The 26,404-nt window shown below is 70.4% G+C and carries 20 protein-coding genes; 9 read left to right on the top strand and 11 right to left on the bottom strand.

Annotated features, from left to right (window positions below):
- Nucleotides 1–32: 32 nt before the first annotated feature.
- Both D7X74_RS18915 and D7X74_RS18910 read right to left on the bottom strand, forming a co-directional pair.
- On the bottom strand, nucleotides 33–2,639 hold the full coding sequence (locus D7X74_RS18915) for an AgmX/PglI C-terminal domain-containing protein (RefSeq protein WP_120534364.1): 2,607 nt from the start codon (nucleotides 2,637–2,639) through the stop codon (nucleotides 33–35).
- A gap of 39 nt (nucleotides 2,640–2,678) precedes the next feature.
- Nucleotides 2,679–3,086, bottom strand: a complete 408-nt coding sequence (locus D7X74_RS18910; protein WP_120534367.1) for a hypothetical protein — start codon at nucleotides 3,084–3,086, stop codon at nucleotides 2,679–2,681.
- 270 nt (nucleotides 3,087–3,356) lie between these two features.
- Between D7X74_RS18910 and D7X74_RS18905 the strand changes: the two genes are divergently transcribed.
- Complete coding sequence (locus D7X74_RS18905) at nucleotides 3,357–5,660, top strand: MtsA protein (protein WP_120534363.1); 2,304 nt, start codon at nucleotides 3,357–3,359, stop codon at nucleotides 5,658–5,660.
- An 18-nt stretch (nucleotides 5,661–5,678) separates the two neighbouring features.
- On the opposite strand, the gene D7X74_RS18900 is transcribed toward D7X74_RS18905, so the two are convergent.
- The 3 genes from D7X74_RS18900 to D7X74_RS18890 all read right to left on the bottom strand — a co-directional run bounded on the left by D7X74_RS18900 (nucleotide 5,679) and on the right by D7X74_RS18890 (nucleotide 7,599).
- Nucleotides 5,679–6,641, bottom strand: a complete 963-nt coding sequence (locus tag D7X74_RS18900; protein WP_120534362.1) for a hypothetical protein — start codon at nucleotides 6,639–6,641, stop codon at nucleotides 5,679–5,681.
- Nucleotides 6,638–7,168, bottom strand: coding sequence for a hypothetical protein (locus D7X74_RS18895; RefSeq protein WP_120534361.1), 531 nt, complete (start codon nucleotides 7,166–7,168; stop codon nucleotides 6,638–6,640). Before D7X74_RS18895 ends, D7X74_RS18900 begins: the two co-directional genes overlap by 4 nt.
- Before the next feature lie 95 nt (nucleotides 7,169–7,263).
- Entirely contained in the window at nucleotides 7,264–7,599 is a 336-nt protein-coding gene (locus D7X74_RS18890; protein ID WP_120534360.1) for a hypothetical protein, read from the bottom strand.
- A gap of 247 nt (nucleotides 7,600–7,846) precedes the next feature.
- Here D7X74_RS18890 and D7X74_RS18885 point away from each other — a divergent pair, with 247 nt between their 5' ends.
- The 5 genes from D7X74_RS18885 to D7X74_RS18865 all read left to right on the top strand — a co-directional run bounded on the left by D7X74_RS18885 (nucleotide 7,847) and on the right by D7X74_RS18865 (nucleotide 17,107).
- Nucleotides 7,847–9,484, top strand: coding sequence for a calcium-binding protein (locus D7X74_RS18885; protein WP_120534359.1), 1,638 nt, complete (start codon nucleotides 7,847–7,849; stop codon nucleotides 9,482–9,484).
- A gap of 169 nt (nucleotides 9,485–9,653) precedes the next feature.
- The gene (locus D7X74_RS18880; RefSeq protein ID WP_120534358.1) at nucleotides 9,654–10,976 is read left to right on the top strand and encodes a thrombospondin type 3 repeat-containing protein; all 1,323 of its coding nucleotides are present in this window, start codon (nucleotides 9,654–9,656) and stop codon (nucleotides 10,974–10,976) included.
- A gap of 34 nt (nucleotides 10,977–11,010) precedes the next feature.
- Nucleotides 11,011–12,999 carry a vWA domain-containing protein gene (locus D7X74_RS18875; protein WP_120534357.1) on the top strand — a complete coding sequence of 663 codons (1,989 nt, stop codon included), beginning with the start codon at nucleotides 11,011–11,013 and terminating at the stop codon, nucleotides 12,997–12,999.
- Nucleotides 12,996–14,786, top strand: coding sequence for a vWA domain-containing protein (locus D7X74_RS18870; protein ID WP_120534356.1), 1,791 nt, complete (start codon nucleotides 12,996–12,998; stop codon nucleotides 14,784–14,786). The genes D7X74_RS18875 and D7X74_RS18870 overlap by 4 nt, the downstream gene beginning before the upstream one ends.
- A gap of 17 nt (nucleotides 14,787–14,803) precedes the next feature.
- Nucleotides 14,804–17,107, top strand: coding sequence for a hypothetical protein (locus tag D7X74_RS18865; protein ID WP_120534355.1), 2,304 nt, complete (start codon nucleotides 14,804–14,806; stop codon nucleotides 17,105–17,107).
- A gap of 59 nt (nucleotides 17,108–17,166) precedes the next feature.
- On the opposite strand, the gene D7X74_RS18860 is transcribed toward D7X74_RS18865, so the two are convergent.
- A complete protein-coding gene (locus D7X74_RS18860; protein ID WP_120534366.1) occupies nucleotides 17,167–17,601 on the bottom strand; it encodes a hypothetical protein in 435 nt (144 codons plus the stop codon).
- 30 nt (nucleotides 17,602–17,631) lie between these two features.
- On the opposite strand from D7X74_RS18860, the gene D7X74_RS18855 reads away from it, so the two are divergent.
- The gene (locus tag D7X74_RS18855; protein ID WP_233595678.1) at nucleotides 17,632–18,132 is read left to right on the top strand and encodes a hypothetical protein; all 501 of its coding nucleotides are present in this window, start codon (nucleotides 17,632–17,634) and stop codon (nucleotides 18,130–18,132) included.
- A 6-nt stretch (nucleotides 18,133–18,138) separates the two neighbouring features.
- Here the strand turns inward: D7X74_RS18855 and D7X74_RS18850 are convergent, their stop codons facing one another.
- Nucleotides 18,139–19,785, bottom strand: a complete 1,647-nt coding sequence (locus D7X74_RS18850; RefSeq protein WP_120534354.1) for a GMC family oxidoreductase — start codon at nucleotides 19,783–19,785, stop codon at nucleotides 18,139–18,141.
- Entirely contained in the window at nucleotides 19,782–20,432 is a 651-nt protein-coding gene (locus tag D7X74_RS18845) for a gluconate 2-dehydrogenase subunit 3 family protein (RefSeq protein ID WP_120534353.1), read from the bottom strand. The genes D7X74_RS18850 and D7X74_RS18845 overlap by 4 nt, the downstream gene beginning before the upstream one ends.
- Before the next feature lie 183 nt (nucleotides 20,433–20,615).
- Here D7X74_RS18845 and D7X74_RS18840 point away from each other — a divergent pair, with 183 nt between their 5' ends.
- Nucleotides 20,616–21,935 carry a hypothetical protein gene (locus D7X74_RS18840; RefSeq protein WP_120534365.1) on the top strand — a complete coding sequence of 440 codons (1,320 nt, stop codon included), beginning with the start codon at nucleotides 20,616–20,618 and terminating at the stop codon, nucleotides 21,933–21,935.
- Complete coding sequence (locus D7X74_RS18835) at nucleotides 21,932–22,483, top strand: hypothetical protein (RefSeq protein WP_120534352.1); 552 nt, start codon at nucleotides 21,932–21,934, stop codon at nucleotides 22,481–22,483. Before D7X74_RS18840 ends, D7X74_RS18835 begins: the two co-directional genes overlap by 4 nt.
- A 63-nt stretch (nucleotides 22,484–22,546) precedes the next feature.
- Here D7X74_RS18835 and D7X74_RS18830 read toward each other — a convergent pair whose 3' ends face one another.
- From D7X74_RS18830 to D7X74_RS43050, 3 genes are all read right to left on the bottom strand, one after another.
- Nucleotides 22,547–23,194, bottom strand: coding sequence for a DUF3332 domain-containing protein (locus tag D7X74_RS18830; protein ID WP_120534351.1), 648 nt, complete (start codon nucleotides 23,192–23,194; stop codon nucleotides 22,547–22,549).
- A 56-nt stretch (nucleotides 23,195–23,250) separates the two neighbouring features.
- Nucleotides 23,251–24,615 carry a sigma 54-interacting transcriptional regulator gene (locus D7X74_RS18825; protein ID WP_120534350.1) on the bottom strand — a complete coding sequence of 455 codons (1,365 nt, stop codon included), beginning with the start codon at nucleotides 24,613–24,615 and terminating at the stop codon, nucleotides 23,251–23,253.
- A gap of 169 nt (nucleotides 24,616–24,784) precedes the next feature.
- Nucleotides 24,785–26,404, bottom strand: a 1,620-nt coding sequence (locus tag D7X74_RS43050) for a hypothetical protein (RefSeq protein ID WP_158622254.1), incomplete at its 5' end; no start/stop codon positions are given.

Here is a 26,404-nt window from a genome sequence, read left to right as displayed (position 1 = left end):
GGGCTGGCGCGGGTGGGGGAGCAGCCCCCGCGTCAGTAGCCGACCGAGTTGAAGAGGAACGGATAGGTGATGATGACGAGGCCGCCCTTGGGGGTGGGGAACTGCCAGCCCTTCAGGCTGCTGAGGATGCACGCTTCGACGGAGGCGTTGCGCAGGGTGGACGACTTGGTCTTCGCGGAGGCCACGCGGCCGTTGAGCCCGATGCTCCACTCCAGCACGACCTTGCCGGCGAGGCCCGGGTCCTTGAGCAGCGCGCGTTCGTAGCAGCCGTGGACTTCGTTGAGGTGGCTGTTGATGACCTTGGCCACGGCCTCGCGGTCCACGGTGCCCTGGGTGGAGGAGATGCTGCGCGCGGTGGCGCGCGTGACGGTGCCGCCGACGGCGCCCTTGCCCACGCCGCCCGCGCCCAGCGCGCCGATGCCGCCGCCGCCCTTGCCGCGCAGCAGCTCCGCGCCGAGCGTGGCGCCGCCGCCCTTGCCGCCGCCGCCCAGGCCGATGGTGCCCAGGCCCGCGTTGGCGATGGGCGCCTTGCCGATGAGCCCGGAGAGTTTGTAGTTGGTCTGCTTGACGTTCTTGCTGCCCGGGCCGCTGCCCAGCTTGTCCACGGCGGCCAGCAGGTCGTTGGCGGCGGGGCCGGCAGCGGACAGCTTCGCGAGCGCCTTCAGGGCCTTGCTCTCCGGCGCGGCGGCGACGACGGCCTTGGGCTCCGGGGCCTGCTGCTTCACGGGCTTGGGCGGGGCCTTCTCCGCGACGACGGGCTTCTCCTTGACGGGCTCCTTCTTCTTGAGCGCCTCCAGCTTCTTCTTGGCCTCTTCCTTCTTCTTGGGCTCGGGCGCGATGAGGCGCAGCGCCACGGGGGGCAGGTTCTTCTGGGTGAAGTCCGCGGTCGCGGGGCCCTGCGGCCGCACGGCGATGAAGTAGCCCAGGCCGCCGCCGAAGATGGCGAGGAAGAAGAGGGTCAGCCAGGGCAGGCCCTTGAGCGGGTTGACGAAGACGCGCTCGGGGACGGGCGCCGCGTAGGCGACGAGCGACATCTTGCCCTGGGTGAGGCGGGCCGCGGCGCCGTCGCGCAGCGTGACGAAGCGGCGGCTGCCGTCGGACTCGAGCGCCGCGGAGGTGACGGGGGCGAAGCGGCCGTCCGCGCCGCCCTTCTCCACGTCGGTGCCCGGGGGCACGAAGAGGCGGTAGTTGCCGTTGACGGATTCGGCGAGCGAGAAGGCGTCACCCTCGGGGAGGGTGAAGCCCCAGAGCGGCATGGGGGCCTGCTCATCGAGGGCGGCCTTGACGGGCTTCTTCGCGTCCGGGGCGAAGCGGCGCGCGTCGCGGCGGATGGCGCCCCAGTACAGCTCCAGGTAGAGCTGGGAGGCGCCCTTCCTGCCCGGGCCAATCTTCGGCGCGTGCGTGGGGCGCGTGGCCGCGGCCTTGTCGTGCAGGAGCGGGCCGGAGGCGGAGGGGGCTACGGCATCCAGATCCACGTCCGCCAGCAGATCGTCCGCGACGAGGAGGCTGGGCATGGCCTCGGACGGGGGCCGACGGCGGGCGGAAGGGACGGTGCCCGCGGGAACACCCGGGGGAGGCGTGCGCTTCGCGGGCGCGGGCAGCGCGACCGCAGGCTGCGAGGCCTGGGCATGCGCCTGGGCGCCCTGCGCGAACGCGGCCTGCGGGTGGGCCGCGTGCCCGTGTCCCGCCTGAGCGTGGGCTGCCTGCTGCTGGGCGTGCGTGGCCTGCGGGTGCGCGCCGTGCTGCGCCTGCGCGCCGTGCTGCGCGTGAGATGCGTGCTGTGCCTGAGCTGCATGCGCTGCCTGCGCCTGCGCGGCAAGCTGTGCCTGCTGCTGTGCGTAGGCGGCCTGCTGTGCCTGGGCTGCCTGTTGCTGCGCGTATGCGGCCTGCTGCGCCTGCTGCTGCGCGTAGGCAGCCTGCTGTGCCTGTTGCTGCGCGTGTGCAGCCTGCTGTGCCTGTTGCTGCGCGTAAACGGCCTGCTGTGCCTGCTGCTGCGCGTACGCAGCCTGCTGTGCCTGGGCCGCTTGTTGCTGCGCGTACGCAGCTTGCTGCGCCTGCTGCTGTGCGTACGCGGCCTGCTGTGCCTGGGCTGCCTGTTGCTGCGCGTATGCGGCCTGCTGCGCCTGCTGCTGCGCGTAGGCAGCCTGCTGTGCCTGCGCGCCCTGCGGCGGCGCGAAGCCCTGCGGTGCTCCGTTCGCGCCGTGCGGTGGCGCGAAGGCCTGGTGCGCTCCGTTCGCGCCGTGCGGCGGCGCGGCGGGCGGTGCTCCGGCGTTGCCGAAGAGGGCGGCGACCTCGGGGGGCGGCTGCGGCTTGGACTCGACGGGGCGCTGGTTCAGGATCCGCGTCTTCAGGACGAACGGGCCGCACAGCACCTCGTCCACGGAGCGGATCTCACAGGCCGTGACCTGGTGCCCGTTGACGAAGACGCCGCTGGTGCCGCCGCCCGCGTCCTGGATCGCGGTGCGACCGTTCTGGAAGTACAGCAACGCATGGCGCGGGGACACGGAGGTGTCGTCCAGCCGCAAGTCCGACGACGCATCGGAGCCGAGCGCGTAGGTACCGGGGACGAACACCTCCGTCCCCACCAGGAGGCCGTCGCGGAGGATGACGACTTGCAGGACGCTGGGCTGGCCGCTCAACGGTGACGCTCCCTTCGAAGGGTGATGGGCGGTACGGCCCTACTGATCGTAGACGGTGGCGAGCGTCTCGGAGCGGAAGCTGTCGCGCTCACGGAGCATCGACCGCACCTTCAATTCCTTGCGGTCATACAGGTACACCGCGCCGGACTTGTTCGTCTGGCCCTGGATGAGCCGATCGTCGAAGTCGATGCGCGACGGCCCTCGCTGCGGAGGCGCGGACGACGCCGTGGCTCCCGCCTCGCCCGTCACCGGATCCGTGACGGCGGTGGCGCCCGGACTCGCTTTCGTATCGATGCGCGGCGGCGCCTTGCTCGCGCCCTTCTTGGCTTTGGCGGCCTTCGCCTTGGAGGCGCGTCCACGCCCCTGGGCCCAGGCATCGTTCGCGGTGGAAAGGGGACCGAAGCCAAGCACGCTGGCGACGGCACAGAAGAAAAGGAAACGTCGCATCATCAACAGGTTAAGCGATGCGAGCCCCAAGCTGTCAACGCACACTCCAGCGCCATGCATCGACGGGTGTTGGGCAGGTGTGGGGGGCAGTCCACCTCACGTGGGGCGGGATCTCCACGCCTGAGACATTTCTTTCCGGCACGCTGGAAAGGTCGCGTGGGATTCCTTCCATCGGTTTGCTCCCCCAGCATGCGAGCAGACGTGGTGCGAAGTCTTCGCGGGGCGGTGGGCGGATGGAGGATGCTCGCGGGACGGAGGGTCGCGCTCGTGATGGGAGGCATTCGTTGGTGGGGACTCATCGCGGGCGTGCTCGGGGGCCTGGGCCTCGCGGTCGTGGGGATCCGCCAGCGCGGAGCGCCTCCCCCGCCCGTCGCGGCGCCCGTCCCGGCTGAGCCCCGGCCTGTCCTGCGGGCCGTGGGCCCGAAGCTGACCAGCAACCAGACCTCGCAGCCGCTCTCGCTCCATGGCGAGGCGTTGGTGCCGGGGTTGAAGCTGGTGCTCGGAGCGCCCTTCTCACGCGAGCTGCCGCTCACGGTGGTGGACGCGGGCCACGCGTACGCGAGGCTGCCGGCGGATCTCACCCTGCCGGTGGGCACGTTCCAGGCGGACGTCCAATTGTCGCTGGCCGCGAGCACCGGACCCCGGCCCGCGGGCACCGCGCGGCTCACGGTGGTCAACGACGCGGCCTTCCCGGACCTGACGGCGCTGGCGCTCGCGCCGGATGGGCGCACGCTCTTCGTCGCCTCTCCGCCCACGGACACGGTGTTCGCGCTCGACGTGGCGTCAGGCCAGGTGGAGTCGCTGGCGGTGGGGGACGGGCCGTCGGCGCTCGCGACGTGGAAGGACAAGGGGGGCCGGCCGTGGCTGGGCGTGGCGCACCAGTCCGACGCCGGGCTCTGGCTGTACGCGCTGGATGCGCCGGAGCGGAAGGCCCGCGTCGTGCCCACGCCCGCCGGTGTGTGGGGGCTGGAGGTGGAGGGCGCGCGCGGCGTGGCCTACGTGGCCGAGCACGTGCGCGACACGGTGCACGCCCTGGCGCTGGAGGACGGTCGCGAGCGCTGGAGCGCCCCGGTGGATCCGAACCCGCGAGCACTGGCGCGCTGGAAGGGCTTCCTGGCGGTGGGCAGCCTCCAGACCGGGCAGGTGGTGTTGCTGCGCCAGGACGACGGCCGGGAACTGGCGCCGCTGGTGCCGAAGCCGGGCGTGCCCATCGTCGGAGGGACCACGGAGGCGTACTCCGCGCAGGTGATGGGCGGCAAGGCGCCGCGCGCGCTGGTGGCGAGCGAGCGGCTGGGGCGCGTCTTCATGGCGAGCCTGGGGCCGAACGTGGGCCCCAACGCCCAGCGCATGGAGGTGAGCGCGAACAGCGGCGTCGCGGTGCTGGACCTGGACCGACAGCAGGTGGTGCGGCACCGGGGCTTCGGCGCGGGCGTGACGGAGGGACTGGCGCTGGATGACCGCGCCGGGCTGCTCTACGCGGCGGACATCGGGCTGGGACAGGTGCGGGTGCTGGACGCGAAGGCTCTGGTGGAGGGGGACGCGCAGGCGAAGGCGGCGGTGCTCCAGACGTTGCCCATCCCCGTGTCCGAGGACACGCCAAGGATCCGCCCGAAGGAGGACCTGGGGACGAAGGGGAGGGCGGGGGATGAGCTGCACTCGGGGCCGCGCTCGCTGGTGCTGGCGCCGGACGGGCGCACGCTCTACGTGCTCAACCGCTTCACGGGCACGGTGGCGGTGGTGGACGTGCGCGAGGCCCGCGCGGGCCGGGCCCAGGTGGTGCGGCAGTGGCCGGTGGTGGACGTGCGTCCGCGCGAGCAGCGCCGGCTGGGTCAGGTGCTCTACTTCGCGGACGTGGGCCGCACGGGGATGAGCTGCGATGCGTGCCACATCGAGGGACACACCGGCGGCGTGTTCTTCGAGAAGACGCGGCCCATGCGCATCTACCGGTCGACGACGGTGCTGGGGAGCCGGGACACGCCGCCCTACTTCACCCCGGCGAGCACGCACAGCCTCGCGGAGACGGCGCGGACGGTGGGCGGGCGCAACCGCTACCACAACCCCGACCCCTCACCCTCGGAGGTGGAGGCGCTGGCGCTCTTCTCATCCCTGCTGCCCACGCCGCCGAACCCCTACCGGGGCGCGGATGGCGCGCCGCTGGAGACGGTGACGCTGCCGGACGGCAGGCCCGGGCACCCGGCGAAGGGAAGGGCGCTGTTCGAGGGAAGGGCGCGCTGCCTGGCGTGCCACCCCGCGCCCCTCTACACGTTGGATCAGGACCCCTCGACGCGAGGGCAGTACCAGGACGTCGGCACCCCCGTGGCACTGCCCCTGCGCCTGGACCAGCAGCACCTGGTGAAGGGCGCGGCGCCGCCGTCGCTGGTGGGGACCTGGGACGTCTGGCCGCTGCTGACGAGCGCCACGGCGGGCTACGCGGTGCGGGAGGACCGGCTGGTGGTGGACTCCCGCTTCCCGCTGCGCACGCTGCTGGAGACGCCGGGCCTGAAGCACGGCGATGCGCAGGCCCTCACCCCGGAAGAGCGCGACGATCTGCTCGCCTACCTGCTCACGCTGTGAGGCGTGGGCGGGCGCGGCTCACCGCGCCGGATGGGAGTGGAACGGGAGCACCACCGCGGCCCGGGCCCTCGCGCTCAGCGCTTCGGCGAACAGGTTCCAGCCGAACGCCGCGAACGTGAGCACGGCCATCATCCCGCTGAACAGCCACAGCCCCATCATCACCGCGATGCCCAGGTGCATGCCCAGCGTCATCAGCACCCAGAGCCCTCGGGTGCTCCGGGGCCAGATGCAGACCACGTAGCCCACCTCCACCACCAGCGTGCTCCACGTCGCCAGCTTCACCACCCATGGCACCGACGCGAGCCACGCGAAGTCGAACTGGCCGTACTGGGGCTGCATCAGCACCTCCCAGAGCGCCGTTCCGTCCTGCCAGACCGGACCCAACGCCTTCTCCACGCCGGTCGTCCCGTAGATGATGCACAGGTGCACCTGCAACACGCGCAACGAAAGCGTGGCCGCCGCGGACGGTGCGCCGGACAGCCGCCCCGTGCCCACGTCGTGGGAGAACGCCGCGCCCACCGGCATCACCGCGCAGTAGAACAGGCTGATGTGCGCGAAGGTCTCCACCCCGTAGGCGAAGAAGTTGCCGCTGTTCATCAGCACCGTGTGAACCACCCACGCCACCACCGCGGACAGCCGCGTGCGGATGCCCAGCAGCAGGCCGACGAGCGCCACCACGTAGAGGACCGCCAGCGCCTGGACGCCCGCCGCCTGGGAGATGCCCAGCGGCGCCAGCGCGCCCGCCACCGCGTCCACCCGGGGCACCCATGGGGAGGCCATCGAGCGGGAGACGCTCGAGGGCACCAGTCCCCGCTCGCCGAACAGCTCCGGAAGGCTGTCCGCCAGCGTCCACGCCTGCACCAGCAGCAACGACGCGACACCGATGCGGAAGACGGCCAGCGGCCCCGCGGATGAAGGGGCGCTGATGAACGCGGCCAGGCGCTGACCGGCCGAAAGGGAGGCTGCGGAATTCGAGGTCATGGCGTCACCGCCTGGGCGGAAGAGGGGGTTGGAATCCGGCGCTCGAACACCGCGCGGTAGGCGTCCGTCCACTCGGGCTGGCCGCCGCCGCGATGCGCCTCCATGCTCGGCAGACGGAGCGCTTCCACGCGCACGGTGACCTTGCGGGCCTCCGGATGCCGGCCGAACATCGCCGCCGCCCAGGCCTGGGCCAGGGCGTCCCGGCTGTCCGGGAGCATGAAGCGCAACAACATGGAATGCATGCGCACGTTCACCGCGCTGCTGTCGTACTGGAAGTCGTCGCGCAGGCGCTCGCCGGAGGCTCCCTCCAGTTCGAAGGACACGCGCGTCGCCGGGCTCACCCCGGGGGCGAAGAAGCTGAAGCCGCTGCTCGCGCCCGTCCATTGCGCGTACCCCTGGACCCAGGGCGTCACGGCGTCCGTGGCCTTCAGGAGGGGCACGTGCAACGCGCCAGCGGCCGACAGGAGCAGATGCAGCACGGCCAGACCGGTGAGCAGTCCGTGCCAGGGAGACAGGGGGTATCGCATGGGGGCTCCAGACCGAGCGCCGGAGGAAACAACCTCCGGCGTCGGATGCGTCTGGGGAGAATCGTTACAAGAGGAATGAGAAGGCGGGGGCCCGCTCAGATGGCGCAGTTGCCGCCGGTCTGGTTGCCGCTGATGTTGCCGTTGCCGATGAGGGCACCGCCCAGGAAGCCGCCGTTGCCGATCAGGTTGCCGACCATGTTGCCCAGGAGGAGGCCCAGGAAGCTGCCGCAGTTGCCGTTGCCGGTGTCGCCGCCGCCGCCGCCGCCCGCGAGCACGCCGTCCTTCGCCACGAGGACGACCTCCTCCATCGCGACCGCCTGACGCGGGTCGTTGCTCTTCACGTCGGAGCCGTGGGCCAGGGCCCCCGTCGCACCCAGCGCCAACGCGAACATCGCCACCGTGCCGCCGACCTTCATGTTCGTCTTCTTCATTGTGTGCTCCTTGGGATTGGACAACGACGGCAATGTTTTTCCTCCGCTGGAAATCGGTAGCATCCCGGTAAGACAAGGCGGTTGTTGGGTGCCTGGGGCATGGCGGACGCGGACGTCCATGAGCGGCAGGCAGGCGCGGTTTTTCTCCACCGGCATGAAATGTCGGTCCTGACTGCGCGTCCTCGCGCGGGCTGATGCCGCGGGACGCTTGCGTCGGACTGGGGGGCTGGGGTCTACAATCCAACGAATGCGTTCCTCCCCCCGGGTCGCCTGGCTCCTGGTTCCAGCGCTGTTGCTGTCCTGCTCCGACGCGGGGCTGTACGCGCTCGACCGCCGCTCGGGAGGCTCCCGGGACCGCGCCAGCTTCGAGGGGGATGTCTGCGTCCCCGAGGCCACCGGGGACGCGTTCCCCGTGAAGGTCATCTTCGCCCTCCAGGGCGGAAGCGGCGTGGAGACGGAGCTGGTGGGCTACGCGGTGGATGGGCTCACGACGCTCACCTCTCGCTTCACCGGCCCACAGCTGCGCTTCGGGCTCGTCGCCTTCCACTCGGTGGCCACCGGCCTGCAGGGCAGCTTCACCGACGCGGCCTCCTTCCAGGCGGTGCTGCCGCGCTACGCCAGCTACCAGCAGCAGGGCCCCATCAGCATCCGCTCCGCGCTGCGGCTGGCCAAGAGCCTGATGTCCGGCGACATGCAGGCGGCCTGTCGGGGCGAGGTCGCGCGCTCGCGCTACGTCGTGGTGCCCGTCATCCGCAGCTCGGACGTGAGCTGCGACAACCCGGCGTACAACATCGGCATCGACAGCCGCTGCACCGCGCTGGCGCAGGCCTCCGCCTGCAACGCGACGCCGGAGTCCCAGGCCGCGTGCAACGCCGCGTGCAGCCAGTGTGAGCTGACCGCCGTGGTGGGGGAGCTCAAGGCGCTGGCGGAGCAGTTCGGCGCGGGCGAGGTCAGCATCCAGCCCGTCTATGTGCGCGGCGCGGAGCCGGACCCCGTCACCCGCCTCCAGGTGGCCGCCATCGCCAACGCGGGCGGCAGCGAGCCGGTGGAGACGGACTTCGCCGGCCTGCCCAACGCGCTCGCGCGGCTGGACTACGGCTCGCTGGACAACGCGCTCAAGCTCAAGCGCTTCCTCGCCTTCAACCGCAACGTCCAGGTGCGCAACGGCCAGATGCTGGCCGACAGCGACGGCGACGGCGTCGGGGACGACGACGAGCGCGCGCTCGGCCTGGACCCCATCGTCTCCGACACCGACCAGGACGGCCTCATGGACGGCGTGGAGCTGCGCATGGGCCTGGATCCGCTCGCCGTGGACGTCATCAACGGGTGCAGCGTGGTGCTGGACACCGACGGCGACCGGCTCAACGACTGCGAGGAGCGCGTGCTCGGCACCGACCCCTGCGTGGGCGACACCGACGGCGACGGGCTCCCGGACCTGGTGGAGGCCCTGTCGCAGACGAACCCGCTGGTCCCCGAGGACCTGCTCGACAGCGACCGCGACGGCCTGTCCAACGTCGCGGAGGTCGAAGCCCACGGCGACCCGCTGAGCGCCGACCGCGACTTCCACCGCGAGCGCGGCTACGGCTACTCCATCGTCCCGCTGCCCCCGGTGGGCACCAGCAACCGCGCCTGCTACCGCACCCGCGTGGAGAACGTCTCCCTGGTCCCCACCCTGGAGCGCCCCCACCCGTTCTTCCCCGGCGAGTTCATCTCCGCGGGCACCAACGAGGTCTACCTCTACCTCCAGGTGGGCCGGGACAATGATCCGCGCGGCGCCGGCGTGGGGTCCCTGTTCATCCAGGAAATCCAGTACGACGCCGACACCGGCCGCACCCCCGCCGGCATCGTTCCCCTCACCTCCGACGACTTCATCGTCGGGACCTGAGCCCTGCCCGGGCGTGGGGTGTCCCCCACAGTCTCAATGGGGTGTGCCCCCCACACCCAGCCTGTAGCAACCGTCCATGAGTCCGCAACCCCTTGAAGTTCTTGGATTCAATAGCAGCCAGGCAGACGGATCGCCTCTTGCTAGGGAAGGGGTTGTGAAAGGAGTCACCATGACTATCGCTCGCTTTGCCCCCATGCTGGCGCTCGGCGCCTTCCTGGTGCTGTCCCCCAGCACCGTGCAGGCCCAGGATCAAAACCCGGACAACCCGGAGTGCCTCGGAGATGAGTGCGGTCGCCCCAAGGAGGAGGGTGGCGGCTGTGGCTGTGGCTGTGGGTGTTCCGTCTGGGTCGCGTACACGGACGACGGCAAGACGCTGTCGTACACGGATGACGCGGACGGCGACGGCAAGGCGGACGACAAGGACAACTGCCCGTTCACGTCCAACCGCGACCAGTTGGATGGCGACACGGATCAGGCCGGAGACTCCTGCGACAACTGCCCGGCGGTCTCCAACGCCACGCAGCTGGACACGGACGGCGACGGGATTGGCGACGCGTGCGACCCCGACGACGACAACGACGGCAAGGCGGACGGCGCGGACAACTGCCCCTCCATCCCCAACGCCAACCAGGCGGACAACGACGGCGACGGCCTGGGCGACGTCTGTGACGACGACGACGACAACGACGGGCACAAGGACGGCCAGGACAACTGCCCGCTCGTCGAGAACCGCATCCAGACGGAGATGCCCGCGGACGTGAGCCAGTGCCGCGTGGACGCGGACGGCGACAACATCTCCGACAACCTGGACAACTGCCCCGGCCTGTCCAATGGCACCCAGAAGGACACGGACGCGGACGGCATCGGCGATGACTGCGACGCGGACATCGACAACGACTCGGTGCTCAACGCGCAGGACAACTGCTCCGCGTTCGCCAACCGCGACCAGGCGGACGACGACGGCGACGGCATCGGTGACGCGTGCGACACGCGCTACTGCGTGGTGCTCAACCGGGACCAGCCCAACGACTGCCTCGACCCGAAGGCGCCCTTCAGCGTGGGCACCGGTGGCGTGCTGAGCGTGGAGAAGACGGGCACCGCCGTGCGCCCGCCGCTGTTCGCCAACCGCAACGGCGCGGCCATCGAGTACACCTGGACGGTGGTGAAGCGTCCCTCCGGCTCCACCGCCGTGGTGGAGAACCCCAAGGGCGCCGTCACCTACAGCCGCCACTGGGAGTACCAGTACGTGGACGGCAGCGTGCCCAACTTCAATCCGGACAAGGAAGGTGAGTACGAACTGCAGGTGTCCACGCGCCTGGCCTTCGCCGACCGCGTGTTCCCCGACCAGCGCGCCTCCGTGTCCAGCCTGTTCGTGAAGGTGGGCACGGACGAGGCTGGCAGCGGCTGCACGTCGCTGCCCGCGGGTGGCAGCGTCGCCGCCCTGGGAGCGGGCGTGCTCGGCCTGCTGCTGCGCCGCCGTCGGAAGGCGTAAGGTCCACCCCCCCATGCCCGGAGGTCCGCATCGCATGCGCCGTCAGCTCGTGGTTCCGTTTCTTGCGACCGGCCTCCTGGCCTTGGTGGGTGTGCTGTCCTGTTCCGACTCGCTCCTGGAGCCTCGTGCCCAGGAGCAGTCGCAGCTGGATGACAAGCTGACGCTCACCGGCCGGGTGTGTACGCGCCCGGCCAACCCCACCGGCTTCCCGGTGAAGGTGGTGCTCGTCGTCGACGAGTCCGGCAGCATGTGCGTGTCGGATCCTCCGGGCTCGCAGGAGGGCAGTGGCTTCTGCGAGCGCGCCGAGGTGCGGGGCATCATCCCGCCCGGCGTCACCGAACCGGCGCGCGTGCGCGCCCTGAAGAACCTGGTGGCGGGCTTCAAGCGCATCAACGACCGCCGCGAGGGCAACATCAGCATCGCCATTGCCCCGTTCGAGACGAACGTGAAGAACACCTGGCCGCCCGCGGCCACGGGTGACCGCTTCGCGCCTCCCGGGGACATCAACGGCTACATCGAAGGCCTCCAGTCGCAGCTGGGCAAGGGCACCGACTACCAGGGTGCGCTCAGCTACGCGTACAGCATCATCGCCAGCGACATCGCCGCGGTGTCCCAGGCGACGCCGGAGCTCCTGCCGCGCACGCGCTACGTCGTCGTGTTCCTCACCGACGGCACGCCGTACCCGCGCTGCTCCGGCAACGACGACCTGTCCGTCTACGCGGGGCCGGACAGCCCGGACCTCACCTGGCGCGACTCCATCTCCAGCTTCTGCAACGCCACCAGCACCACCGACGCCATCACCGGCTTCGAGGTGGGCACCGACCGCAACCAGAACTACCAGCTCTTCAGCTACGTGCGCCGGCTGATGGAATTGAAGACGCAGTACAACGTGGGCGACGTGCGCATGCACACGGTGCTGCTCTTCAACGAGGAGGCGGTGCGCGCCTGCGGCCCCATCTGCCAGGACATCTACGGTACCTACCCGGGCGTCCCGGAGGCGCAGTACCCGGCGGCGGCGAAGAAGATCGCCTCGTACCTGCTCAAGCGCTTCGCGGAGATGGGCAACGGCGTCTACCAGGAGTTCAGCGACACGGCGGAGATCTCCGAGCTGGGCCTGGGTGCGCTGGACTACTCATCCTTCGCCTCGCCCAACGTGATGAAGACGCTGGTGGTGGAGCCGCTCAGCTCCGCGCCCGGGGACGACGGCCGCGTGCTGGACAGCGACGGCGACGGCGTGCCGGACGAACTGGACAACAGCTTCCAGTTGAAGACGAACCCCTTCACCCTGGACAGCGACGGCGACTGTCTCAGTGACGGCTTCGAGTACCGGCGCCAGGACCAGGGCTTCCGTCCGGGCAACGACCTGGACGCGCGCGGCTGCGACCCCAAGTCCCCGCTGACGCCCGGCTGCGTGTGCCGCGACACGGACGGTGACGGGCTGTCGCAGTTCGCCGAGGACTACCTCAAGACGCGCCAGGGCATCGTGGACAGCGACGGCGACGGCGCGCCGGACGGGCTGGAGGCGAAGTACGGCCTCAACCCGCTGCAGTCCAGCGTGGCGGGCCTGGACACCGACGGTGACGGCGTGCCGGACGACGTGGAGCTGAAGGCCGGCAGCGACCCCACCCGGCGTGACCGGCCCTTCCACGACAAGTACGGCATCCAGTACGAGGTGAAGAAGGTCGAGGACGGCAACGACACGGACGGCGTCTGCTACGACTTCACCGTGTCCAACCTCCAGATGGTGACGCCGCCGGACCGCTCGGGCGTGAAGCAGGGCTACAACCTGTTCAAGGTGTGGTTCGCGGAGGCGCCGGAGAGCGGCGTCGCGACGGACTACGGCGTCTGGCGCACCGCGTGTGCCTGGGCGCAGTACGCGCCGCCCAGCGTGCGCGTGCCGCTGGGGCCGGACCTGGCGATGGAGGACCGGAACTTCATCCGTCCGGACCAGCTGGTGGATCCCTGGAGGGCCCAGGGCAATTGCGTTGGCGTGTCGCCGTCGCAGGGGGGCGCGTCTCCGTGAGCCGCACCGGACGTGGGTGGGCGTTGGCCCTGGTGGGCCTCGCCGTGGTGGTGGCCTGCACCGATTCGTACCTCTATGACCCGCGCCGGGACACGGACGTGCCGGCGGACCGGGCGGTGGCGCTGGACGGGCGCTTCTGCACGCTGGGCGCCAATGAGGTGCGCCGGCCCATCAAGATCATCGTCGCCATGGACGCCAGCCAGTCCATGCGCGTGAGCGACCCGGACGGCAGCCGCGCCACCGCGCTGGTGGAGCTGATTGAGAGCCTTCCGCAGGACGACGAGGTGTCCATCGCGGTGATGCTGTTCGCCGGCAGCACCACGGCGTTCCTCACGCAGGACCCGGGCCCTCCGCTGGAGGACGGCTTCGTGCAGTTGTCGCTGCTGGACGCGACGGCGAAGGCGAAGCTCACCGAGCAGCTGCTCACCTTCCGCAACACCGACACCTCTCCGAACCGGGACTCGACGGACTTCGTCAAGCCGCTGTCGGACATCTACTCGCTCATCAACACGGACATCGCGCGGGCGCGGTTGCAGCCCGACGGCAGCGAGGCGCTGGCGCAGGCGCGCTACTCGGTCATCTTCCTGTCGGACGGCAAGCCCACGAACAACCAGGATGACGAGCTCATTCGCGGTGACGCGGTGGTGCGCATCCGGCAGCTGCGCGACCTGGTGGAGGACGTGCGCTTCAACACCGTGCACGTGTTCAACCCCACGCAGCCGGTGCCGTCGGTGTGCGACCTGGTGGCGGAGGACGGCGGCTTTGGCGACGGCGGCTGCCCGCTGCTCATCATCAACCAGAACGCGGACCGGCTGGAGAAGATGGCGAGCCTGGGCGGCGGCAACTTCCGCGACTTCCGCAACAACGAGCCCATCAACTTCCTCAACTTCCAGTTCGGCCAGGTGCGCCGCGCCTTCATCGTGAAGGAGTTCATCGCGTCCAACTTCTCCGCGCCCCCCGGCAGCCCGCTGGACGAGGCGGACACGGACGGCGACGGCCTCACCGACGCGCGCGAGGCGGAGCTGGGGACCAATCCCAACCTGCGCGACACCGACGGCGACGGCTTCAGCGACGGCGTGGAGGTCTACTTCCGCGACCGGGGCGTGCAGTTCGACCCGAACCAGGAAGTGCAGCCGGACGGCGGCGGCCTGGACAAGGGCTGCCCGCCCGCGCTGCGCGGCACGGACACGGACTGCGACGGCCTGCTGGACTGCGACGAGCAGTTCATCGGCACCAACGCCACGCTGCAGGACAGCGACAGCGACGGCGTGCCGGACGGCATGGAGTGGCGGGGCAGCACCCAGGGCGCGAGCAACGACCTGGATGAGGATCCGGACACCGACGGGCTGACCAACCGCAACGAGGTGCGCATGCACATGCGGCCGCTCCAGGTGGACACCGCCAACCTCGCCTCGGATGCGTACCGCTACAGCGTGGAGGCGGAGGGCCCGGTGGATGCGGAAGGCCGCCAGTGCTACCGCTTCCGCGTGGACAACGTGCTGCTCGCCAACACGCTGCCCCTCATCGCCGACGGCGGCGTGGACGGTGGCGTGGACGCCGGCACCGTGCAGCGCGGCGCGGGCTACAACGACATCTACCTCTCCGTGTCCATGCTGCCCGCGGATGATCCGACCGCGCGCACGCTGGTGCGCACCTTCCGCGTGGACTCCGTGCGCTACCCGGTGGGCGGCATCAAGTCGCCCCCGGATGGCATCGTCCGCGTGAACCCCGAGGACTTCGTGGAGGGCTGCCCCGGCGTCCTCCCCACCCTCGCGCCTGCCCCTTGAACCCTCCCGAGTCCCCCATGCGCCTTCGCTCCCGACTGCTCCCGCTCGCGCTCCTGCTCCTGGCCGCCTGTTCCTCGGATGGGGAGGACACGCCGGATGCCGGCACCGGCGTCGTGGAGGACCTCTGCAACACCCGCGAAGAGGCCCTGACGAACGCCGACTGCGAGCTGAGGCCCGGCGTGCCGATGGAGCGCTTCCTGGCGCTCACCGGTGAGGTGAAGGCGGGGGATGAGGACTGGTACAGCATCCGCATCCCCGCCACCGCCAACGCGCGCACGCTGGTGCACATCACCGGCGTGTACCTGGCCTCCAGCACGCCGGTGAACCTGTCCGTCTCCGTGCAGGAGAAGGACAAGGACACGTCGCTGGTGGCGAAGTCGGATCAGCACGGCTCGGGCGCGCCCCGGCCGGTGGACATCGTGCTGCCGTACGGCACCCCGGACACGCAGCTGGTGGTGGTGGTGCGCGACGCGCCGACGAACCCCGCGCGCCCCGCCTTCGACGCGCGCAATTCCTACCGGCTCACGGTGGAGCTCATCGAGAACCCGGACACGAACGAGCCCAACGACGTCACGCCCACGCCCATCGCGCTCGCGGCCGAAGGGGCCGTGCAGGTGGGCACCGCGAAGGGCTACCTGGCGACGGACAACGACGTGGACCGCTTCAGCTTCCCGCTGACGGCGGGGAAGATTGCCTACGTGCGCGTCACCGCGCCGGACCAGGGCTTCGCGCCCAACTACCGGCTGTCCTATGAGCTGCTCCGCCCCGGCACCACCGACAAGGAGTCGGAGGGCAACGTGCTGCCCAAGGTGCACCCGGGCGTGCTGGCCACCGCGCGCAAGGTGAAGCTCGCCGGCACGTGGACGCTGGTGGTGAAGGGCTACCGCCCGGCCAACGACCCGGTGCCCGCGGGCGACCTGCGCCAGCCGTACGAGGTGGAGGTTCGCGTCCTGGACGAGGCGGATCCGCAGGACCAGTCCGGGGACAACGACGCCTATGCGCGGGCGTTCTCGCGCGACCTCGTGGGTGCGCCCGGCACGTCCACGTCCTTCTCCGGCCGGCTGGGCTACGTGTCCGACCGCGACTGGTTCGCGTTGCGCGTGCCCGCGTACAGCAAGCCCAGCGTGCTGCGCTACCGGCTGGTGCCGCTGGGCACGGGCGGCCGCTTCGAACCGCTGCCCCTGCCGCTGGGCCAACTGGCGGACCGGCAGGTGCTGGTCTTCACCACCGTGGGCGCGGCGCCCACCCCCGAGCTGCGCACCCAGTGCTCCAACGACCCCCTCGTGTGCCCTCGCGACGTGCGCGAGCACCCGGATGCGCCGTCGCTGGTGCAGACCTACTGCAACACCGCGGAGGCGGTGCTGTGCCTCCAGTCGCTGCGCGAGGAGGGAGACCCGGCGCGCTTCGCCAACCTGGGCAACTTCCAGGGCGCGCTGCCGGTGCCGGCGCACGCGGGGCTCGCGACGTACCACTTCGTGGTGCAGGACGACGGCACCAACTGGGCGGACGACCGCGACTACCGGCTGGAGGTGAGCTGGGAGGACGACGACGCGGAAGAGGTGGGCGCCTACAGCGGCAACGTTGAACAGCCGCGCGCCAAGACGCTCAACAGCGTGGGCGCGGGCAACCTGCCGGCGAGCGACGCCACCTTCGAGGCGAAGGGCCAGCTGTCCTACGGCCATGGCCGGCTGCGCGACAACGACCGCGCCACGGGCCTGGGCGTGCGCGGCCCCACGGACTACGACGCGGTGCCGTCCGACACGGACACGTACGCGTACACGCTCCCCAGCCGCACGGCGCCGGAGGACGCGTCGTGGCTGGTGCAGTGGGAGGTGGACAACCTGCCCGACGGTGGCACCCCGCATGGGCTGGCGTTGGACCTGACCTTCTGTGACGGCACCCCTCCCACCGATGGCGGCACCAGCGCGTGCACGCCGGTGTCCACCACCAGCTCCGGTGGGGCGCTGACGCTGGCGTACAGCGGGTCGGTGATGCGCGCCTGGCACACCACGGCGAGCACGCCCCTCTCCAGCTACCAGGCGCAGTACCAGTTGGAGAAGACCGCCACCACCACGCGCGTCACGGTGGCGCCCTATGCGTGTGCCTGCCTGGAGCGGCGCTTCATCCAGGGCGGCACGCTCAAGGTGGCGGTGAGCGCCACCGAGCGCAGCGACTACGGGCGCGTGGGCTACACGTTGCGCACCGGCTACGGCGACTACCCGCGCACCTATACGGCGCCGGATGGTGGCAGCCCCACCCAGTGCCCGGCGCCCACGCAGGACGGTGGCACGTGGGTGGGTGGTTGCCAGTTCACCCGCTAGCGGGCCCGGACGGGCGGCGGGGTTTCACACCTCCGCCGCCTTCGGGCGCTCCGCGACCGCTACCGGGCGACGCCCTTGCCCTTGAGCGTCAGCTCCCGGGTGTCGCCGTCGGCGGAGTTGGACTTGATGGTGAGCTTGCCCTCGAAGTCCTTGGCCGCGTTGGGCTTGAAGGCGACCTCGATGAAGGTGCGCTGGTAGGTCTCCAGCTTCAGGGGCCCGTTCTCCGGCCAGGTCTCCGGCTTCTTCATGGTGAAGACGCCCGGACCGGAGATGGAGGCCTCGTTGAGCTCCAGCGTCTGGAGGCCGCGGTTCTCCAGATAGAGCGTGTTGAAGGTGGTCGCTCCCACGTAGGTGCCGGCGGAGAACTCGGTGTCGAAGCTCAGCTCGGTGCGGTCGATGAGAAGCTGCGGCGTGTTCGGCAGCTCCTCCGCTTCGTCTCCGCAGCCCGCCAGGGCGATGATGGTGAGGGGCAGCCACAGGTTGCGCAGACGCATGGACATCCACTCCTCGGTGAGGTTCAGAGAATGTTTGGCGTTGTAACACGGAGTGCCCACGCGCTGACGGGGGCGTTGCTGTTGATGGTGCTGAGCGGTTGCGGCGGCTCGCGCGAGGACTTCATCGGTCCGCGCGTGCAGGATGTCTGCAAGGCGTCCTGGCCCGTGTGCAACCAGTTCGCGGGCTGCATCCTGGGGCCTGAGAGCTATTCCGAAGGCCGCTTCCCCGGCCGCGGGCAGGTCATCGTCCGGGTGCCGGAGGCGTCCACCATCAAGGTGAGCTTCTACCTGGAGGAGGTGACGGCGGCGGGCGAGGAGACGGCCGTCACCGTGCACGAGGAGGGCTGCCGTGCGCGCCAGCGTCAGGCCGCCACGGGCCGCGCCGCGTTGGACCAGATGGAGAAGTTCGGCGAGTTCACCCGCCAGGTGGACGTCACCGGCGTGGGCGACCACCTGGTGGAGTTCGATTCCGACATGCAGGCGCGCTACGTCGTGAAGGTGGACGTGACGCCGCTGCGCGTCCAGGAGTGACGCGCGTCAGCCCTTGAGGGTGCTCACCAGGTGGTGGGCCACGCGGAAGCTGTTGGCCGCGATGGTGAGCGTGGAGGGCACGCTGCCTCCCGTGGGCATGAAGCTGCCGTCCACCACGTAGAGGTTGGGCACTTCGTGCGCGCGGCAGTGCTTGTCCAGCACGGAGGTGGCCGCGTCGTCGCCGAAGCGGCAGGTGCCGTGCTGGAGGATGGTGGTCTCTCCCTGCGTGCCCACGCGCTCCACCGCGTCGGGGTCCAGGCGCAGCAGCACTTCTTCACCGCGTTCCACGAGGAAGCGCGTGGCGGCGTAGTCCGCCGGGTGCCGGTCCAACGTGATGGCGGCCACGGGGATGCCGTACTTGTCCTTCACCCCGGACTCCACCGTGACGGAGGTGCCGGGCGTGGGGAGGAACTCCGCGTAGACCTCGAACTCGAGGATGCGCGAGTCGCGGTACGCGCGCATGCGGTCCTTCAGCTCCTTGCCGAACACACCGGACTTGCCGGAGCCCGCGAGCCCTACCGCCGCGAAGATGGGGTTGGGGTGCGACCACATGAAGCCCAGCGTGCCGCCCTTCCTGAAGCCGTGGCGCGCGTCCGGCATCAGGTAGAAGTCCTGGACGCTGCGGTTGACGAAGGGCGCGGGGTCCATGAGCCACGGCCGCGCCTCCTTCTGCTTCGACACGCGGAAGATGGCGCGCGAGCCGCCGAAGGAGCTGAAGAGCAGGTTCTTGCCCACGAGCCCGCTGCCGTTGGCCAGGCCATTGGGGAAGCGGCTGGAGGTGGAGTTGAGCAGCAGGCGCGCGCTCTCCACCGCGGTGGCGGAGGCGATGATGACCTTGGCGGGCTGCTCCTGCGTGACGCCGTCCTTGTCCAGGTACACCACGCTCTTGGCGCGGCCCTGGCGGTCCACTTCGATGGAGCGCGCCATGCTGCCGGGGCGCACCTCCACGTTGCCGGTGGCGATGGCGGCGGGGATGAGGCTGACGTTGGTGCCGCTCTTGGCGCCCGTCTCGCAGCCGTAGCTGCCGCACAGCGCGCAGTACGCGCACGGGGCCCGGCCCTTGTAGGCCTTGCTGAGGATGCCGCGTGCGGTGGGCGTCGAGTGCCAGCCGAGCGCCGAGCACGCCTTGTCGATCTCCGACGCGACGGGGTGCACGTCCAGGGGCGGCAGCGGGTAGGGACCGCTCCGGGGCTCCGCGAAGGGGTGGGGGACGGCGTGGCCGGAGACGCCCATCTCCGCTTCGGCCTTGTCGTAGAAGGGCGCCAGGTCCTCGTAGGAGATGGGCCAGTCCGCCACGGTGGTGCCGGGGACGGCGCCCAGCGTGGAGCGCAGGCGGAAGTCCACCGGCTTGAGGCGGTAGAAGAAGCCGCTCATGTGCACGGTGCCGCCGCCCACGCAGTTGGCGGTCCACGCGACGTTGCTGCGCTCGTAGCGGGCCTTGGCGCCGTGGCGCACGAGGTGGGGCTCCTCCCACGGCAGCGGCATGAAGAAGTTGCGGCGGCTGTTGAGGATCTCGTCGTGGACGAAGTCCTTGGGCTGGTAGTGCCGGCCCTTCTCCAGCACCACGACCTTGAAGCCCGCGCGGCCCAGCTCCAGCGCGAGGGGCGCGCCGCCCGCGCCGCTGCCGATGATGCAGACGTCCACCGCCTTCACGGGTGGCCTCCGCACTCGCGCAGGCACTTGGGGCCGTCGTAGCCCTCCGGGGGCGCCATGGCGATGGTGCCCACGGTGTCGAAGCCCATGAGGCGCCAGCCGACGCGGCCCTTGTTGCCGCCGTAGGACGGGTCGCCCAGGAAGCCCTCCAGGCTGAGCGTCATCAGCAGTTCGAAGAAGTGCGCCTCACCGCTGCCGGCCGCGCTGTCCTTGAAGATGGCGAGCAGTTCGTCCTGCTGGGCGGGCGTGGCTTTCGCGAAGCCCTTCTGGAACATGCGGTCCGCCCGGCGCTCCAGCGCGGCGAGGCCCTGGAGGAAGTCGCGGTGCATGGACTCCAGGCCCTGCGTCTCCAGGATGCGGTCGATGTAGAGGGCCACGTCCGCGTCCTGGGCGCCGGGGTCCTCGTCGCGCGGCAGGAGGCGTTCGGTGGCCGCGACGACGACGGCGTACTCGAAGGCGGAGAAGGTGCGCAGGGCCTGCCCGGTGGCGGTGGTTCCAGACGGTTCAGAAGGTTTCGCGGGCTCCGGGTCCTTGGAGCGCTTGCAGGCGGCGCCGCCCAGCAGCACCACGCCACCGCCGAAGAAGGTGAGGCGCTGGATGAAGGTGCGCCGGGACAGCCGTCGGGGGAGCGAACTCGCGCGAGCCATGGCCGGACAGCCTAGCCCAAATGCGCATCCTCCACGGTGCGAGGAAGGGCCCGGAGTCGGTTGGCCGCCCACCGCCGGGGTGCAGGATGCTCGCACCGCGAGGCTTGTCCGACCTGGAAGTCGCTCGGCTGGCATAGGATGGCGCGCTCAAGCAGGCCGGACTCGACCAAGGAGAAGAACCCCATGAAACGGCACGCGTGGCTATTGGGTGCGGCGCTCGCGCTGGGATGCGGCGGCGGCAAGCCAGCCAATCCCGACGCTGGACCGGGCCCCGGGACGGATGCGGGTACGACGGAGACGCCGTTCGTGAAGCTGGTGGTGGACACGGAGCCGAGCGAGTTGCACACCATCTCCTCCATCGCGATGGCGGTGGGGCCCGATGACCGCATCGGCATCGCGTACTTCGTGAAGGTGAACGACAAGGACTCCGAGCTTCGCTACCGCGAGGTGAAGGACGGTCAGGTGCAGGCGACCGCGGAGACCATCGCCACCGTGCAGCGCGTGTATGGCGTGTCGCTGGCGTTCGCGCCGACGGGGCAGCCCGCGGTGAGCTACCTGGGCGGCGGCAGCGACGAATCCATCTACTGGTTCCAGAGCGACCTGGCGGTGTCCTACCGCAATGCGAACGGGACCTGGACCGAGCGCATCGCGGTGACGAAGGGCGACCAGGCCGTCTCCGGCAATCCGGTGAGCGACACCGGCTACCTCGTGGGGCTCAATCCCTCCATCGTCTTCAGCGGCAGCAATGCCCTGGTCGTGTACCGCGACGGGCACAACGGACAGTTCCCCCAGCAGGACTGGGCCGGAAGCGACGTGGAGCTGGCCAGCGGTGGCCCCACGGCGTGGCAGCACCGGGTGGTGGCCTCGGGCGGTGATCAGAAGGGGGCGTATGGCGGGCACCTGCAGATGCTGATGGCGGACGGGCAGCCGGCGCTGGTGTTCGACCAGGCCTTCGGGGCCGCGGACGCCCCGGGGCAGAACGTCTACTTCCAGCGCCGCAACGCGGATGGCACCACCTGGACGCCGCCGGTGCAGGTGCAGGCGGTGGGCAACACGATGCTGGGCGCGTCGATGGCGTACGACGCCACGGAGGGCTTCGGCATCGCCGCGGTGGACCGTTCGAACAACCGGCTCACCTTCATCTCCTGCTCCGGCAAGACGGGGGCGAAGTGCGCGGCGGCGGGGGACTGGACGCTGCCGGATCCCGTCTACCAGACGGGTTCGGGCGGCTGGTATCCGTCGCTGGCGTTCGACCCGGCGACGCATGATCCGTCCATCGCGTTCCACATCTGCTCACTGGAGTCCGGGCGCAACGAGGGCAGCTGCTCGCCGTCGGATGACGCGCTCGTCATCGCCACCCGCGTGGAGAGCCAGTGGCGTGAGACGACGGTGGACTTCGACGGAGGCTGGTCGCCGAAGCTGGCGTTCCTGTCGTCGGGCCAGCGCGTGGTGCTGTACCGGTCCGGAAGCACCAAGGCCCTGACGCTGGCGGTGGAGCGGTGAGCCACGCGGGACGCGTCCTGGCGGCGCTGGGGCTCGCGGGGCTGGTGTCCGGCGCGGGCATCGTCGGCTGCCGGGGGGACAATGAATTGTCCGGCAGCGTGTCGGAGCTGTTCCCCATCACCGACGTGTCGCGCGTGGAGGTGCGCCGCAACCCGGAGGCGCTCCAGGTGAGCTACTTCCGCAACAACGGCCTGGATGTGGACCTCGTCGCGCGGCTCACGGTGGACACCGAAGGGGTGGACCTGAAGCCGGGCACGAAGGTGCAACTGGGTGGCACCACGCCGTCCGGTCGCGACCGCGCGTCGGTGGTGCACGTGGCCGCGGGTGAGCCCGCGCGTGTCTTCACCCCGGTGGAGCGCGGCGACCTGGTGCTGGACGAAGGCGGCAGCCCGGATCAGCTCACGCGCGGTGACTTCTCCCTGTCGTTCAAGAAGGGGGATGGGTACGGCGCGGGCCGCAGCCTGGAGGGGACGTTCTCCGCCACCGCGCTCGACGCGGGCTTCGGTCCGGACCTGGGTGACGTGGTGGTGGACGAACCCGCGCCCTGATTCACTCGCGGGGGCTTCCGGTGGTTGCACGCACCGGAAGCCCTCTGCTTCATGCGCCAGGCTTCAGGGCGTGCAGGTGTTGAGCGAAGCCATGCCCTGGGAGAGCTGTCCCTGGTGCGTGGCGAATTGGGCGAGCGCCGGGGCGCCGCCCTCCAGGAAGAGCTGCCGCGCGGTGTCCACCGCGTCCCGGGCGTGCACGGTCACCGTGGTGCCGGTGGCGTTGGTCACCTTCACGGCGCCGTCCTCCTGGCCCTGCGCGCGGATGAGCAGGGCGCCCGCTTCGTCGCGCGCGACCATGCCGTCCTCCAGCGGTTCGAAGTAGCGCACCAGCGGGGCCTGGCCCTCGCGCTGCAATTCCAGACGCATGACGCCGGACTCCAGGTCGCGCGTCATCTTCAGCGTGTCGGTGGGGCTGAGCTTCACGATGCGCGTGTTGGGGTCCTCGCCCTCCACGCTGCTCACCGGGTTGCTGCCGCTCCAGAACTCGATGCTGTTGACGACGAGCGCATCCACCAGCGCGCCGATTTCATAGACGGGGACGACGACGAAGACGAGGAACACCAGCCACTGGACGAACTTGTTCCCGGAGATGCCCTTGTTGAACTGCCAGATCTTCTGCGTGAGCTTGAACGAGCCGAAGCAGCCCGTCGCATGCATCATCAGGACACCGGCGCACAGCACGCCCAGCCAGCGAGACGGACGCATCTTCATGAACACTCCAGGGGGTAGGGGGACCGCGAAAGCGGGCGCCACCATGCCACGAAGCGTCAGTCCGACTCGCTCTGGACCAGCCCGTACTTGTGCAGCAGCGAATACAGGTGCTTGCGATCCAACTCCGCCTCGCGGGCGGCGCGGGCGATGTTGCCCCGGGCGCGGCCCAGCAGGCGCGTGAGGTATTCACGCTCGAAGGCGCGCACCAGCTCGTCCTTGCAGACCTTGAACGGTCCGGTGAACTCCACCGGCAGGAAGTCCCCGGCGGGGGAGGGCACGTCGCGGGTGAACTCGCGCAGCAGGTTGTCCCCGGTGAGGCCGGGGATGTCCACCATGTGCCGGGCACGCTCCAGGGCGTTGCGCAATTCGCGCACGTTGCCCGGCCAGGTGTGCCCCAGGAACTGCTCTTGAATCTTCTCCGGCAGCCGGGGCCACAGGGCTTCACCGGCGAAGGCGCCCACGAGCAGCGGGATGTCCTCCTTGCGGTCGCGCAGGGGCGGCAGGCTGACGGTGAAGACGGACAGGCGGAAGTAGAGGTCCTCGCGGAACCTTCCCGCCTGCGTCTCCGACCAGAGGTCCTTCTTGCTGGCCACGACGATGCGCGCGTCGAAGGAGATGGGCGTGGAGGAGCCCAGGCGGCGGAACTCCCGGTCCTCGATGGCGCGCAGCAGCTTGGGCTGCAGGTCCAGCGCGAGGTCGTCGATTTCGTCCAGGAAGAGCGTGCCCCCGTTGGCGCGCTCCAGACAGCCGATGCGCTGGCCCACGGCCCCGGTGAAGGCGCCCTTCTCATGGCCGAACAGCTCGCTCTCGATGAGCGAGTCGGACACGCTGGCGCAGTCGAAGACGACCAGGGGCCCCGCGGCGCGGGTGCTCAATTTGTGGATGGCCTTGGCGCCCGCGCCCTTGCCGGAGCCCGTTTCGCCCACCAGCAGCACGGTGGAGTCCGTGGGGGCGATGCGCTGGAGCAGCGCGAAGATCTGCCGCATGGGCACGCTGCGGCCCACGAGGTCGCCCAGCCGGTCCTCGACGGTGGGCTCCACCTGCACGGGCGCCATCTGCGGGCTGAAGCGCAGGCGCACGTCGCCCACCTCCAGCAGGGCGCCGGGGCGCAGGTAGGCTTCGCGCACCTGGGCGCCGTCCAGGAAGGTGCCGTTGGTGGAGCCCAGGTCCTGCACGAGGAACCGGTCCCCCTGGCGGCGCACCACCAGGTGGTTGCGGCTCACCGTGGGGTGGTCGATGACGACGTCGTTGTCCGTGGACTTGCCGACGCGCAGGTCCTCGGTGGCGAGCGGGTAGACGGTCCCCGCGCGCTCGGTGTCCAGCAGCACCAGGTGGAAGCGCTGCGCGGACAGCCGCTCCGCCTGCGCACGCGCGACGACGACGGTGTGCGCGGGAATGGGGGCGGGAGGGACGGTGGACATGAACGGTCGCGCATTCTAGTCGGCTTCCGGCCCGCGCGTGCTTTCTGGCGGAAGTCGGTGCCCGGCTGGTGGACGGCCGGGCACGGTGCGTCATGGACGCACCACGGCCGCCCTCCTCGGAAACTGAGAAGGACGGCCGTGAACGACTTTGGCGTGACGGCGCCGCCGGTCAGTCGCCGTTGTAGATGCCGATGAGGCCCGGGGTGACGACGCCCGTCTTCGCGACCTTGGTGCCCTCGAAGGACACGAGCACGCGGCGCTTGCCGCCGGAGCGGTCGAACTGGATGTCCGACACGGAGCTGACCGAGGTGAGCGCCGTGCCAAAGACATCCGCGCTGTACTTCACCGTGCCGCCGCCCTTGAGGCGCGTGATGCCGCCCCACCAGTTGGCGCCCACCCAGAGGCTGCCATCCAGCGGATCCGTCGCCACCGCGGAGGTGGGCGCCATCGCGGCGGTGGTGCCCCTGGCCGGCGTGTAGTTCACCAGGTCCTGCATCACCTTGCCCTGCACCTCTCCGGAGGGGCCCAGGCGCGCCAGACCGTGATAGAAGGAGCTGACCCAGACGTCGCCGTTGCCCGCCATGGCCATGCCGGAGACGTCGTCGTCCACGCGCTGCTCCTTGCTGGGGTAGTCCGGCACCTTGTCCGCCCAGATGTCGAAGCGGTTCGCGCTGTAGGGCGCGTCTTCCGTCTGCTCCTGGGCCTTCCAGTAGTTGTCGTTGTTCGTGCCGTAGCGGAAGCGCGTGGAGCGGATCTGCCCGCCGAAGAAGACGTCGTGGTTCTCCGCGATGGCGATGCCGAAGTAGCGGTCCGACAGCAGCTCACCCTTCGAGCCCGAGATGTGCGGGTGCACGTGCTCGTAGAGACCCGCGCAGACGAACTCCCACTTGAAGCCCTCCGTGGTCCACGGGCGCGGATCCCAGCAGTAGGACGGGACGTTGCCGTCGAACTTCGCATCGCCCATGGCGAAGCCATGGTTGCCGCCAAACCAGACAAGCTCCTTCACCGGGTCGTAGGCGATGCGGTGGATGGTGCAGACCTTCTCGCGGCCGCGCAGCTCCGCGCCCACCTTGGTGGGGCCGGTGTGGATGTCGTAGTGCACGACGTCGAGGGTGCCGTCCGCCTTGAGCGTCACCTTGTCCGCGTCACCGCTCTTGTAGACGCTCGCGTCCGGTGCGCGCCCGTCCAGCTCCGACTGGTCCCACTCGTCCTCGCAGGTGGGCATGCCCGGCTGGGGCGGCTTGCCGGCGTAGCCGACGAACACCGTGCCCGCGGGTCCGCCCGCCACGGAGATGACCTTGAGGTACGGCATGCCCGGAGGAGGACCGCCCACGCCGTCGCGCATGCGGCCGAAGGGATGCAGGCCGTCGGACATCGTGAAGCGCTTGATGACGTTCTCCCCCTTCTTGATGAGGAAGAGGCCCTCCTCGCCGCCCGCCACCCAGATGTTGCCGCCCTGGTCCGCGGTGATGCCGTACACGTAGCGCGGCGCGCCCAGCTCCTGGTTGTAGAACGTCCAGCCCGGCGCGGACGGCAGGGGATAGGTCTGCACCGTCTCGCTGGGGCCGCCGGTGCCGGCATCCGTGCCCGCGTCGGTGCCGCCGCCCGTGCCGGCATCCGTGCCGCCGGTGCCCGCGTCGGTGCCGCCACCCGTGCCCGCGTCCGTGCCGCCCGTGCCCGCGTCGGGAACCGGGGTGCCCGAGTCCGGGGGCTGCGTGCCGCCATCCGGCAGGCGTGGATCCTCCACGGGGACCACCGGCACCACCGGCTCATCCACCTGGCGCGTGTC

Source organism: Corallococcus sp. CA047B, from assembly GCF_003612065.1.
GTDB lineage: Bacteria > Myxococcota > Myxococcia > Myxococcales > Myxococcaceae > Corallococcus > Corallococcus praedator.
The sequence above is the reverse complement of the archived record's forward strand: the minus strand, read 5'-3'. Positions and strand labels throughout refer to the sequence as shown.